This is a genomic window from Veillonella sp. CHU732, from assembly GCF_003992085.1.
GTDB lineage: Bacteria > Bacillota > Negativicutes > Veillonellales > Veillonellaceae > F0422.
This window is the reverse complement of the sequence record NZ_RQVC01000003.1, coordinates 137878-150982: the sequence shown is the minus strand read 5'-3', so window position 1 is coordinate 150982 and position 13105 is coordinate 137878. Positions and strand designations below refer to the sequence as shown.

Annotated in this window: 11 protein-coding genes; 2 read left to right on the top strand and 9 right to left on the bottom strand. The window is 39.9% G+C overall.

The genetic code is table 11. The features are described from left to right. Positions 1-544 precede the first annotated feature (544 nt). The 6 genes from EO121_RS02410 to EO121_RS02390 all read right to left on the bottom strand — a co-directional run bounded on the left by EO121_RS02410 (position 545) and on the right by EO121_RS02390 (position 7618). Positions 545-1141, bottom strand: a complete 597-nt coding sequence (locus tag EO121_RS02410; RefSeq protein ID WP_127165742.1) for a PBECR4 domain-containing protein — start codon at positions 1139-1141, stop codon at positions 545-547. A 210-nt stretch (positions 1142-1351) separates the two neighbouring features. Continuing rightward, the gene (gene metE / locus EO121_RS02405; RefSeq protein ID WP_127165740.1) at positions 1352-3631 is read right to left on the bottom strand and encodes a 5-methyltetrahydropteroyltriglutamate--homocysteine S-methyltransferase; all 2280 of its coding nucleotides are present in this window, start codon (positions 3629-3631) and stop codon (positions 1352-1354) included. 455 nt (positions 3632-4086) lie between these two features. Then, the gene (locus EO121_RS02400; protein WP_127161053.1) at positions 4087-4878 is read right to left on the bottom strand and encodes an Rpn family recombination-promoting nuclease/putative transposase; all 792 of its coding nucleotides are present in this window, start codon (positions 4876-4878) and stop codon (positions 4087-4089) included. Positions 4879-5615: 737 nt separating this feature from the next. Further along, positions 5616-5696 (bottom strand): putative holin-like toxin, encoded by an 81-nt coding sequence (locus EO121_RS08845; protein WP_370447197.1) that lies wholly within the window; start codon positions 5694-5696, stop codon positions 5616-5618. Positions 5697-6134: 438 nt separating this feature from the next. Continuing rightward, positions 6135-6851 carry a DUF4198 domain-containing protein gene (locus EO121_RS02395; protein WP_127009045.1) on the bottom strand — a complete coding sequence of 239 codons (717 nt, stop codon included), beginning with the start codon at positions 6849-6851 and terminating at the stop codon, positions 6135-6137. A 149-nt stretch (positions 6852-7000) separates the two neighbouring features. Then, on the bottom strand, positions 7001-7618 hold the full coding sequence (locus EO121_RS02390) for a site-2 protease family protein (protein ID WP_127165738.1): 618 nt from the start codon (positions 7616-7618) through the stop codon (positions 7001-7003). Between the two features lie 183 nt (positions 7619-7801). Between EO121_RS02390 and EO121_RS02385 the strand changes: the two genes are divergently transcribed. Then, on the top strand, positions 7802-8698 hold the full coding sequence (locus tag EO121_RS02385; RefSeq protein ID WP_127161055.1) for a helix-turn-helix domain-containing protein: 897 nt from the start codon (positions 7802-7804) through the stop codon (positions 8696-8698). 71 nt (positions 8699-8769) lie between these two features. Beyond that, entirely contained in the window at positions 8770-9705 is a 936-nt protein-coding gene (locus tag EO121_RS02380) for a hypothetical protein (protein WP_127165737.1), read from the top strand. A gap of 98 nt (positions 9706-9803) precedes the next feature. On the opposite strand, the gene EO121_RS02375 is transcribed toward EO121_RS02380, so the two are convergent. Genes EO121_RS02375 through EO121_RS02365 form a run of 3 tightly spaced genes read right to left on the bottom strand, consistent with a single transcriptional unit; the run spans position 9804 to position 13097 of the window. Continuing rightward, positions 9804-10145, bottom strand: a complete 342-nt coding sequence (locus EO121_RS02375; RefSeq protein WP_127165735.1) for a hypothetical protein — start codon at positions 10143-10145, stop codon at positions 9804-9806. Next, positions 10145-11491 (bottom strand): phosphoglucosamine mutase, encoded by a 1347-nt coding sequence (gene glmM / locus EO121_RS02370; RefSeq protein ID WP_127165733.1) that lies wholly within the window; start codon positions 11489-11491, stop codon positions 10145-10147. Before glmM ends, EO121_RS02375 begins: the two co-directional genes overlap by 1 nt. Continuing rightward, entirely contained in the window at positions 11484-13097 is a 1614-nt protein-coding gene (locus tag EO121_RS02365) for an NAD(P)/FAD-dependent oxidoreductase (RefSeq protein ID WP_127165731.1), read from the bottom strand. The genes glmM and EO121_RS02365 overlap by 8 nt, the downstream gene beginning before the upstream one ends. Between the last annotated feature and the right edge of the window lie 8 nt (positions 13098-13105).

The following is a 13105-nucleotide window of genomic DNA, read 5'->3' as shown; positions in this document are numbered from 1 at the left end:
ACCATCCTACGTAATCTCATAGATAAACATTCAATACGTGTTACGGCATACCTGATAACCTCCCATACTATCTATCTCAGTTGATTTTTTAAACGTAAAATTGACATCATTCCACTCCTGAAAAATGATGTCAGATAATTACGATTATATACCCAATTAGTATTTTTTACAAATTGAAAAAAATAGAATTTCTTTTAAATAAAAAGAAATTGTTTCACTTGCATCAATTTTAGGCAGCACAAACGTGTTGACTAAAGCACATATTCACTAATTCATAATCATTCTAGATTCTATTGACATACTTTTTTATTATAGCAAAATACTATAACACTAAGCAATTAGATTATTATTTTTTACCCTTTAAAATGTAAGTATAGAATACATTTGTGACAAAACAATCAAAAGAGTCTTAATGCACTCTTAAAGGCATATCAACGATATCCGAGTAGGTATAATACCCGGGCTCAGAAAGGTGTCTATAACAATAAGAGGAACATCGGCATCGGCATTGCTACCGATGTTCCTTTGTGTTGTATATAGTAAATTAACCTCTCATCTCAAGAGATAATAATTGTACAATTTCATTTAGATTAAGATTATTTTTATTAAAAATAATCTTAGATATATATTTTTTATCGTTACCTTTTTCAACAATTAAGTCAACCGGACTAGGATTTCTAAGCATATTACCTTTTAATAAAGTCAATGGCTTAGAATTTTTATCAAGAATAAATCCTAATGTACACGTTCCATCAGAGGTTGCAAAAGAGCACACAACCTTATTTTTTATAAATCGTGCTTCGACATTAATTGTATGTGTTCCATCAAAAAGGTTTACTGCTGTCTTTAATACCTTTATCTTTTTTCTAATCGAACCCTTTCTACTTTTATCACCTAGATCAAAATCACTTTCTTCTAATATTCTAGCAATACATTTATCAAAAAATACACTAGCTTTTAAATTAGTTATTACACCAGTCAAGTGCAAATAATTGTCTTTCTTAGCATCAATTATATAGTATGCATTTTGCGTAAAATTACTAGAATACACTACATATTTTTTTCCAATATAGTTATGTAAATAATCTAATGCACATTCTTCAAGAACTAATTTAACTCTTGTCTTAAATGATACTTCCATATTTACACCCTCCTAAAAAAATAGAGGGTGATGACTCACCCTCTAGCTGGAATTTTTCACAGTTCCCACTGCAATTGAAATGGGTTTTCAGTCTCCACTCCGACCACTTATTATAGATTTAACGTCTCTATACCGACTACTATCTATACTTATTCTAAAACTTCATTTGCGGTTTGTCAATCTCTCTAATGAGCTAGATACATCATAGTCTTATGACTTACCCAATTCTGCTCGAATCTCTTTTGTTGCTTGTACCATGTGTTGTAAACTAGCTACGGTTTCTCTTTCGCCACGAGTTTTCAATCCGCAATCTGGGTTTATCCATACATGTTCTACTGGGATTTTTGAAACGATCAAGCGTATGACTTCTTTGATTTCTTCTACGCTTGGTACTCGTGGAGAGTGGATATCGTATACACCAGGGCCTACTTCTGTTTGGAAGTTATTTTCCAATAATGCATCTAGCAATGTTAATTTGGATCGTGACGCTTCGAAGGTAATCACATCTGCATCCATGGCATCGATTTCAGAGATAATATCTTCAAACTCGCTATAGCACATATGCGTATGAATTTGCGTTTCCACTTTCACTTTCGCATGACATAGACGGAATGCTTTGATGGCAAAGTCTAGGTAATCGCTATACCAGTCCGCACGGCGCAACGGCAATTTTTCACGAAGGGCTGCCTCATCGATTTGGATAATGCGAATACCTGCCGCTTCTAGGTCAAGCACTTCTTCACGAATAGCCAAGCCAATTTGGTACATCATTTCTTTCGTAGAAATGTCTTCACGAGGGAAGGACCAATTCAAGATAGTCACAGGCCCTGTCAACATGCCTTTTACTTCTTTATCTGTCAAGCTGCTAGCATACGCATTATAATCCGTGGTAATCGCTTGTTTTCGTTTGATGTCACCGAACACAATTGGCGGTTTTACGCCACGTGTGCCGTAGGACTGTACCCACGCATTAGACGTAAACACATAGCCATCTAAGTTTTCTCCAAAAAATTCCACCATGTCATTGCGCTCGAACTCACCATGCACTAGCACATCTAAACCAATGTCTTCTTGTAACTTGATGCAGTCTTTGATGAACTCTTTCGCTTTCGCACGGTATTCCGTTTCAGAAATCTCACCTTGGCGGAACAATTTACGATTTTCTTTTACCGCTTTTGTTTGTGGAAAGGAGCCAATCGTTGTGGTCGGCAACAATGGCAATTGGAAAATAGCCTTTTGCGCCGCTTGACGTTCTTTGATATTTTGTGGACGGTTGAAATCTTCTTCTACCAAGGCTGCTACTGCTTGTTGCACGCTTTCATCGGTGCGAAGTTCGGACTTTGCAAACAACGCTTGATTCGCTTGGAATGCTTCTTCAGATGTACACTCTGAAAGCTCTGCTAGATCGGTGATTTCTTTCAATTCCCCTAGTTTTTCATAGGCGAATGAGAAATGTTGTAACACCTCTTGTGAAAGTTTCGGCTCGTTCGCCACGGTGTATGGCACATGCAGTAAGGAGCAAGATGTGCTAAGCACCACATCGATGCCAGCTGCTCTTAATTCATCTACCTTTGCCAACACTTTTTTATAGTCGGTACGCCAAATATTTTTACCATTTACTAAGCCTGCAAAGAGCAGTTTACCTTGCGGGAATCCATGGGTTTTCACCAAGGATTCTGTTTGTTTCCCTTCAATGAAGTCCAAGCCAATGCCGTCAAAGTCAAGCCCTGTCACTACTTCATAAGCATCGCGGATATCTCCGAAGTAAGTTTGCAATAATACATGTAAGCCTTGTTTTTGTAGGAGCAAGCTTTCATAGATACGAGCAAACAATGCCACATCTGCTTCACTAAGATCATACACCAAGTACGGCTCGTCTAGCTGAATCCAGGATACGCCTTCCTCTTTGGCTGCCTTGAATATATCCGCATAGGCTGCGATTACGTCGTCCGCCACGTCGTCGATACCTTTAGTACCTCTAAAGTCTGCTAATTGCAAGAATGTGAAAGGACCCACCAAGACAGGTTTCGTTTCGATACCTAATGATTTCGCCTGACGATACCCATCTAGAAAGTCTGTGGACCTCAATTGCAAGTTCACATCATCGTCGATTTCTGGCACCAAGTAGTGATAGTTCGTGTTGAACCACTTCTTCATGGAGAAGGCTTTCACATCGCCCTTCTCACCTTGGTAACCACGAGCCGCCGCAAAGTATGTATCTACTTCTCCTAATCCAAGGTCTAGATACCGTTTTGGAATCGCATTCAACGTGAAAGCTGTATCCAGCACGCCATCGTATAAGGAATAATCATTGGATGGAATGAAATCTGCCCCAGCCGCTTGTTGTACCTTCCATTGTACCTCTCGTTGCTCTTTCACAACCGTCGTCAAATCCTCTAGGCTCACATAGCCACGGAAATAAGATTCAGTAATAAATTTTAACTCTCGTTTCGCCCCAATACGTGGGAATCCAGTTACAGAATATTTCATATATACAACACCTCCATATAGTGTACATCGATAAGTATCAATCTGATGTCTATACTATACTCCTTAGGTAGAGATTTGTATAATATGTATAAAAGATAGTGTGTTATATATTAAAACTATAACAAAGATATTTCGCATGTGAAGTAGTAATAAGAGCCCTGAGGAATGCAGTTAGGCATAGCAGCCTTGTGGCGTTCCTTATTACCTAAATCACACAAACATAAGAAGAGCACGGTGTGCCCCCGAACAAACAACACAAACTATTCTCTGAGGAACGCAGTGATGAGTAGAAAACTTGTGGCACCCATATTGACTGAATTACACAAATACAAAACGAGCGCGACATATTCCAGAGCAAACCTACCGTAGGATCAGTTTGTGGAGGAATGTGTCGCGCTCGTTCATTTAACCACTCAATGCGTGCCACAAGTTTTCATAGCATCGCAAGAGACGATTTATAAGAGCGCATGCTCTTTTCCAATTTGAATCACTTGTTCTACAGACATATTTGTAATACGGGCAATCATCTCTACCGATAATTTTTCACGTAACATACCAATAATAGCCTCTAACATACCTTCGTCTTTTCCCTCACGCCAATATTTCTTTCGATCCATTTCCAGCTTCATATACTCACCCCTCCATTCCTTACTTTGTTTCACTACATGCACAATCTCATCCATCTGTTGTACTAAACCATCTACTGGTGGTCTACCATCTACATAGTCTAAAAAATTCTGCAATAATTCCGAAACATCATTCATTTGTGCCTTAGTACTTAAAAATATAGTAGTTAAACCATCTTCCAATTCTCTGCCCAGTTCTTCTGTACATTTTTTCGTATACGTGTACTTATGGCGCTTTCCAGAAAATATAGGAAACGTACAGATAAAAATGACAAAACAATCATTCAATGTCATATAGTCAGCGCCCGTTTCCATAGAATAGTGGTCAATCGCACTATGATAAAACCGTGACCGTTTGATTAACTCTGGCATATTTTTGTATGTTTGCATTTCAATATTATAGACGGTTCCTCTCTCATCATTGACGTACACATCTAAGCGAATCCCCTTTTCATCAAGGCCAGATTCCATCGTTTTTTCCGTTTCAATATACGCAATGTCCCGAATAGAAATCTCCAATACCCGTTCTAATAATTCCTTACAAATTGACTTCTCACGCATTACCTTTTCAAAGATAAAATTATCTTGAATACTCAACTCATCAAAGGACTTGAATTGCATAGATATACCTCGCTCTTTGCGTTAATTAAATTATACCACATCTATCATGCAGTACGGTAGCACACCATGCACCACCTATCCATACAATTCATAAACTGTCACTTATACTCCTTTAAAATTTCCTACTAGTATATATTCTTCCAAGGGCCCCAGTTAAGCGTAGAAAACTTGCGACACCTATATTCATTGAATCGCACAAATACAAGAAGCCCATGGCATGCTCCTGACCAAACACCACAAACTATCCTCTGAGAAACGCAGTTAGGCGTAGCAGCCTTGTGGCGTTCCTTATTACCTAAATCACACAAACACAAGAAGAGCACGGTGTGCCCCCGAACAAACATTATGAAATACCGTTTGTGAGGAGTATACCATACTTTTCATTCTCCTGAGGAACGCAGTGATGAGTAGAAAACTTGTGGCACCCATATTGACTGAATTATACAAATATAAAACGAGCGCGACATATTCCGGAGCAAACCTACCGTAGGATCAGTTTGTGAAGGAATGTGTCGCGCTCGTTCATTTAACCACTCAATGCGTGCCACAAGTTTTCATAACATCGCAAGAGACGATACAAGTAGTATTTTTTTTAGAAGTATGCTAGAATATAGACATAAACAAGAAGAGCCATCAACGTGTCTAAGGCGTTAGGCTCATCTCAAACAACTAAAAAAGTGATGATGCCTAACGTGTATAAGTGCTGCGAACACTTATTTTGACGTTAGGCTTTTCACTTACATTTGCATATAAGTCAAAACTGCTACAACAAGCAATCCGAACTGAATTAATAACATTAAAACTTCGAATAGTATCATAGTACCACCTCCTCCCATATTAGGAAGAGATGAGCCCAACTCACGTCGGTGACCCTTCTATACTTAGATTATACTACAAAATTTTGCAAATCGTTAATAAATTTTGAAACTTATTCTTATGCATTGTCCACACGCAAACAAACCTTCCCCAAAGGAATGCAGTTAGGCGTAGCAGTCTTTGTGGCAGTACTTTATCGACTACATAATAGCTAACGTAAGATGACCGCAATATACCTCCGAAGAAACATTATGAAATACCGTTTCTGAGGGGGTGTATTGCGGTCATCCCTTTATCTAATCAGAACCGCCACAAGACTACATAAACTAATAAGTGACGATTCATTATGAAATACCGTTTGAGAGGGGGTATGCCGTGCTCTTCCCTTTTCTATATTCAGTTAAGAACGCCACAGACTGCATAGCGTTACAAGTGACGTTTTACTCTGGCTGAATCGTAAAGGACAAGCTAGAGAAGTATTTAGTTTGTTCCCCTTTTGTTTCTGTTGGGAATGCTACTTCTACGCCTACTACGTTCACGCCGTTAGCAGCTACTGTTACCATGGCTTTACCTTGTGCATCAGCTTGGCTTTCATTAGTCAAATCATTGATAACGTCTTTGATTAATGGAGCGTTAGCATAAGGCATACCATCTTTGAATACTTGGATTTCGTAAGTATCACCTTTACGCAATGTCAATGGGTTAACGCTTGGAACGATTTCGATTGGCATGTTCAAACGTTCAGGTTTTACTGCCGCATTCCAATAGTTTACATTATATTTCACAGCATGCGTAGATTTCACCGCATTTGGTACATCTTTCATCATGGCTTTATGCATTTTGCCATCTTTATCTTTTGTAAAATAGCCATAGTCAAATGTAGTTGCTGTAGTACCTAACATTTCATTTTTCTCAATAGTTACATTGTGTTCATGAGGCATTACTTTCATATCCAGTGGATTATATGCTACATCATAAGCTTCAAAGCTTTTTACCATGGATGGTTCGTATGCATTATCTACAGGGCCTTCTCCTAATACCAATGTTGGTTGATCAATGCGTTCTGCAAACCACACGCCATGTGCTGATGCATTGGATCCCACAGATACCGCTCCTACTAATGCTAATGCAAGAATTGCTAACTTACTTTTTTTCATGATGGATACCCTCCTATAAAATATAAAATTACAATACTTACATTGTACATCCTTTGAGAATCACTAGCAATATTTATTTTTAATTATGAATTATTTCTATAATTAACTATTGTTTTTATCTATATATTAACAAAACACATATTCATTAATTACAGGATTAGATGAACAATACTTTCAAAAATACCCAAAATCACTGCAAATACTGGACGAATCACAGCACCTAAGAATCCAAATTGTCCCAATACCAGAATTCCGATAAAGAACCATAGCTGAGCCCCTAATAGTTTTTCTTGCCACTCATAAGGCAAATATTGCAGTAGCACATAAAATCCAATAAAGCCTGGTACTGGTAACATATTAAAGACCCCAAAGCCTATGCACAAGGTCACGATATAGGACATGACCATTTGTAAACCAGTGCTTACTGTGCTGACTTGCATAGCGATGGACATTCCCACATAGGCTAGAAACGCCACTAAGATATTAGCACCTAATCCAGCTAAGGCAATTTGTATCATCGCAGTGCGTGGGTTTTTAAAATGATAGGAAGAAAAGGGAATTGGCTTACTCCACCCTACGCTAGCAATAAGCATCACCAAAATACCTAGTACGTCAATATGAGCAAAGGGATTGATTGTATCTCGCCCCCATTGTCTCGGTGTCGTATCCCCTAGATGGATAGCCATCTTTGCCTGCGCATAGTTAAATATCGAAATTGCGATAGCAATAGCCGGTAGCATCGCAATATAATGAATCATATCTTTCATAATATCTCCTTTTAGAATCAAACCTATTTTTTATTATACACGATAGGCGTCCTCTTCCTCCATAGGTGATGAAAAATTTCCTGCCAGTCATACACACTCCTACCAGTGAGTAGACAACTTGCCCTATTCTATGCATACTGAAAGTAAACTATCTTAACAGCAACGCATACGAGGAGGCCTATTATGAGCAAAGCAAAAAAGTTCATCATTTCGATTCCCTATGAATTACTGTACCAACTCTATGTAACTCAGCACTTAACTACCAAAGCTATCGCAGATCAATTACACTGTAGTCAAAGTACTATTTGCCAACGACTACGAGAGTATGGGATCCCCTTTCACAATAGAACCCCGAATATCCCCAAAGAGGAACTGACTCAACTCTATAAAAGTGGTACATCCATCAAAGCTATAGCTCAGCACTTTCATGTGTCCCCTCGAACCATCTATAGCCGTTTACATGATTGGCACCTAAAAGAACCTCACCCTAGTCCTTCCCTAACAGCACTACCTATCTCCTATATCCTAGAATCCTACGATAGAGGATCTAGTGCCGCCATGATTGGTCGAGAATTACAGGTGGCACCTTCTACGATTATTCATGTCTTACAACGTCATGGTATTCCTCTACGAAATAGTGTGAAACGCATTGACTTACCTATCGATGATATTTGTCAGCTCTATACGCAACACAAACTCTCTACCATCCATATTGGTAAACTATATGACGTCAAAGCCTCTACCATTGCCTCGAGATTACGAGAGCAAGGGATTATATTACGTGGGAATAAAGATCAACTTCCTACATACTCCATTATTTCTGACTATGTACAAGGTACCACGTTGCAACAGTTAGCGAGCACCTATCAGACTAAGTATCATACTATTCGTAATCTATTAATCCGTCATGGGGTCTATCAAAAAGCACGACGTATTCGCGACTTCGCCTATACTATACAGACCTTGCACCAAGAAGAGGCCCTCTCAGTAGCCGAAATTGCCACCCACTATGGTTGCCATACAGAAACGATTCGCCGTATCCTCAAAGATATGCCTCCTAAGGAAAAATCTATCCATTGATATCCTTGCTATGCGTTCCAAAGTAACGTATACTAAAAGTGAATATATCATTTTTTGAAAAGGAGTTCATCATGGAGTATATCTTTGCCCTACTGCCTTACTTTACGATAGGTATCGTAGCAGCGTTTATCTCTCGATTCACGGGAATTACTATTTCTTTCTTATTAGTACCAACCCTATTATATTGGGGAGCCACACCCGTAGAAGTGGTGTCATTTATGTTGACATTTACTTTGTATAACACATTTACCTTAGAAACACAGGATGTACGATTAGATTTTAAAGAGTTAACCTTCTTTCCAGGTTGGAAGTTAGCGATCCCTCTTGTTATCTCTTTTGGATTAAGTCTCGTATCTCCGCACTTATCTATCGGTTTATTTATTTTCTTCTTTATCTTGGAATTAGGTGCAGCCTTATACAAACGCATTCCACAAGCAGAGCGTCCTAGCCTACGACAAATTGGAGTTTCCTCCTTACTTGCAGCTGGTTGGACTATTGTTGGTGTCTTAGCATACCGTCATATTCCTGATACTTGGTACTTCCTATTGGTGGGGATTGCTATGTTGGGCTTAACTTGGTTTGCTTACTATGCAGGGGCTAATCGCTATGCTATGCGTCAATCTTGGACTGCTATTTGGCCATCCTTATCCTTACTATTAGGTGTATTCGGATTGGAAATCTCCTCCTATATTCATGGTGTGAAACGAAATTTCCCATCTCCATTTGATCGTATTGTACCTATGGTCACAGTAATCGGTGCTTTTGCTGGTACCATGGTTCTGTTTGTATTAGAAAACCAATTCTCCTTAGCGTCCTTAATTGCTGCCGTTGGTTGTGCTTTCGGTATCCGCATGTTTGGATACTACGGATTCAGTAAATCTGGAAAATTCTCTTGGTTAATCATCGGACTTACAGTGCTTATCGTGCTTTGCCTATATTTGGTAAGTCCTACACCAGTGGGTATGGATACTGGTAACGCTTTATTGCAAGCACCTATTGCAGAATAATCTATAGCTAGCTATAAAGGGAAGTACAGCAAATTAGTTCCCAATACAAAAAGAGGAAAGTTGATCAAAATGTATCAACTTTCCTCTTTTTTATAAGTCTATCCCTGCGGAAAAGCCCCCACAAACTCCCAGACACTCATATCTGGCAAATGGCTTTCTATGTACATAGTTTGCAATGTATCCATACACCATGGTATAGTCACATTCTTCTTCACATACATATAATTATGACCATCTTTGGATAAGGCAATTTCTAAATTTAATTGATCCGGGTGATCTTCATCCATAATGGCTTGGACAAAATGGCAGTTTTCTTTTGGTGTGTCCCAAAACAAACTAAAGAACACGCGTTCATCTGCCACAATCTGATGTAGTACTGCTTCTACATCGTTCCAAGTACCTTGTTCATAGGTTTCTTCATCCGTTACTAAGCGAAACATTAGGCTTCTCCTTGTTCAATGCGGATTACATCGCCAATACGGTTACATAATTCATCCAATTGGTCTTGGTCTGGACCTTCTGCCATAACACGAATCAATGGCTCTGTACCAGATGGACGCACCAAAATACGGCCATTGCCTCCCAATTCACCTTCCGCTTCACGGATCACATCTTGGATCGCACTATTCGTTTCCCAACCTGCTTTTGTTAACACTCGTACATTCACCAACAATTGTGGATATTTCGTCATCAAACCAGCTAATTCAGATAAAGATTTTCCTTTTTCTTTCATGATGGATAAGGTTTGTACCGCTGTCAATAAGCCATCGCCAGTACTGTTGTAGTCCAAGAAGATAACATGACCAGACTGTTCACCACCAATAGAGTAGCCGTCAGCGAGCATTTTTTCTAATACATAACGGTCTCCTACGGCTGTGCTACATGTTTGCATACCCAATTCTTTAGCCGCCTTATGGAATCCGATATTACTCATCACTGTGCCTACAATCATATTATCTTTTAGTTTACCTTGTTCTTTCAAATGTAAACCGCAAAGTAACATAATTTGGTCACCGTCTAAGACTTGGCCTTTTTCATCTACCATTAGACAACGATCTGCATCACCATCATTGGCAATCCCCACCTGAGCACCTTCACGAAGCACTGCCTCTTGTAAGCCTTCTAGATGAGTAGACCCTGCATTGTCGTTAATATTCGTACCAGTTGGTGTTACATTGATAGCAACTACTTCTGCCCCTAATTTACGAAGAATCTTAGGTCCCACATAGGAAGCTGCCCCATGGGCTCCATCATAGACAACTTTCAACCCCGTTAAGGCATCGCTAGTAGATACTACGAAGTTTACATATTCTTCCACCCAGTCTTGATGATAGAAGATTTGACCAATATCACCTTTTGTTGGTCGTGGCAAGCAATCATCTGCGCTAGCTGTACATAATTTTTCAATTTCATCTTCTACGGCATCTGGCAATTTAAATCCATTACCATCAAAGAACTTAATACCATTATCTGGATACGGATTATGGGATGCAGAAATCACAACCCCTGCAGTACAACCTTTTTGGCGAACCAAGTAAGCAATGGCAGGTGTCGGTGCTTCTCCCAAAATAATCACATCACCGCCTACTGCGCAAATACCAGAGGCTAAGGCATTTTCTAGCATACCTCCAGAAATACGTGTATCACGTCCAATTAAGAAGGTTGGACGTTCTACGGATTGACCAAAATATGACGCCGCTGCTCGACCTAAATGATAGGCCAACTCAGGCGTTAAAAATTCATTGACTAAACCTCGTACCCCATCTGTACCGAATAATCTACTCATGATGATCTCCTTTCAAAGGGCCATATGTATTCATAATTAGTATGGCAGTTTCTGCCCCATCTAAAGCGGCACTCATGATGCCTCCTGCATAGCCTGCACCTTCCCCGATAGGATATAATCCCTTCGTGGACTGTGAAAGTCTATGTTCGTCTCGTACTATGCGAAGTGGTGCTGATGTTCGTGTTTCCACCCCAGTCATACACACATGGTCCGCATCAAAGCCTTGTATTCGTCGCCCAAAATATGGCAAGGCCTCCGCTAATGTATTCGTCACATAGTCTGGCAAGCATTGACGAATATCTGCTGGTGTCACACCAGGTTCATAACTGTAAGCCTTCCGATGTACATCATTTGTCTCCGTACGACCTAAGAAATGCCCTACCGTCTGAATTGGCGCATGATAATTACGACCTCCCACGATAAAAGCCTGCTCTTCCCATTTTCGTTGAAAGTCTACCCCAGCTAAAGGATGCTCTCCAAAGTCACGAGGGCCTACAGTAACAACCAATGCACTATTCGCGATCCCACTGTCACGAGCGTATAAACTCATACCATTAGTGACTACACCACCTACTTCAGAGGCACTGGCAACCACTTGTCCTCCTGGGCACATACAGAAACTATAGCAAGAACGATCTCGTTCTTTATCGTGATACACCAAAGAGTACTCTGCTGCTCCTAAGCCAATATCTGCTGGATGCACCCCATACTGTGATGTGTCGATTACATCTTGATCATGCTCAATACGAACACCGATAGCAAAGGATTTCCCTTCTAAATAAACACCTCTGTCATAGAGCATACGATAGGTATCGCGCGCACTGTGACCAACCCCTAACATCACAATATCTGCAGGGATTCGTTCTGTTCCATTAATGACAACACTAGTGACAGCTTGGTCTTGTACTTCAATATCTGTAACCTGTGCACCAAAACGGACTTCTCCGCCCCATGCAATAATCTGCTGACGCATAGCTTTGACCATGTGGCGCAAAATATCTGTCCCTACATGGGGCTTATGTTTATATAAAATTTCTTCAGGAGCTCCAAATTCTACGAAGTACGTAGCAATCTCATGAAGTCTTGGATGGGTTACACGGGTCGTCAATTTGCCATCTGAGAAGGTACCTGCTCCACCTTCACCAAACTGTACATTTGATTCCGGTTTAAACATACCCGTTTTCCAAAATTGTTCTACATCTAACGTTCGTTGGTCCACATCTTGACCTCGTTCTAGCACGATAGGACGATATCCTTCTCGTGCTAAATAGAATGCTGCCAGCATGCCAGCAGGGCCAAAACCAACTACCACAGGACGATGTTGCATAGGTGTCGTACCACGCACAATAGGATCTGGCATTTCAGGCTCCATTAAGGTAATATCTTTGTGCCGACTTAATTTTTTCATCAATTGTTGCTCTTGGTCTACTTCTAAAAACAAAGTATACACAAAAGTAATATGCGGTTTCTTCCTCGCATCCACGGCCCGTCGCACCACATGAATTGCTTTAATATGTCCTTGTAAAGGGCTATATTTTTTTACAAGTAATGTTTCTAACCGCTCTGCCTCTTGCACGGGTATGCGAAAATTAATAATACGTAACATGTTTCTCT

Excerpts from the sequence above, each read along its gene's own strand:
- EO121_RS02385 (WP_127161055.1), top strand. The coding sequence starts at position 7,802 with ATGAGCAAAGCAAAAAAGTTCATCATTTCGATTCCCTATGAATTACTG.
- EO121_RS08845 (WP_370447197.1), bottom strand. The coding sequence starts at position 5,696 with ATGATACTATTCGAAGTTTTAATGTTATTAATTCAGTTCGGATTGCTT.
- EO121_RS02400 (WP_127161053.1), bottom strand. The coding sequence starts at position 4,878 with ATGCAATTCAAGTCCTTTGATGAGTTGAGTATTCAAGATAATTTTATC.
- EO121_RS02395 (WP_127009045.1), bottom strand. The coding sequence starts at position 6,851 with ATGAAAAAAAGTAAGTTAGCAATTCTTGCATTAGCATTAGTAGGAGCG.
- EO121_RS02410 (WP_127165742.1), bottom strand. The coding sequence starts at position 1,141 with ATGGAAGTATCATTTAAGACAAGAGTTAAATTAGTTCTTGAAGAATGT.
- EO121_RS02375 (WP_127165735.1), bottom strand. The coding sequence starts at position 10,145 with ATGTTTCGCTTAGTAACGGATGAAGAAACCTATGAACAAGGTACTTGG.
- EO121_RS02380 (WP_127165737.1), top strand. The coding sequence starts at position 8,770 with ATGGAGTATATCTTTGCCCTACTGCCTTACTTTACGATAGGTATCGTA.
- EO121_RS02390 (WP_127165738.1), bottom strand. The coding sequence starts at position 7,618 with ATGAAAGATATGATTCATTATATTGCGATGCTACCGGCTATTGCTATC.
- EO121_RS02365 (WP_127165731.1), bottom strand. The coding sequence starts at position 13,097 with ATGTTACGTATTATTAATTTTCGCATACCCGTGCAAGAGGCAGAGCGG.
- metE (WP_127165740.1), bottom strand. The coding sequence starts at position 3,631 with ATGAAATATTCTGTAACTGGATTCCCACGTATTGGGGCGAAACGAGAG.
- glmM (WP_127165733.1), bottom strand. The coding sequence starts at position 11,491 with ATGAGTAGATTATTCGGTACAGATGGGGTACGAGGTTTAGTCAATGAA.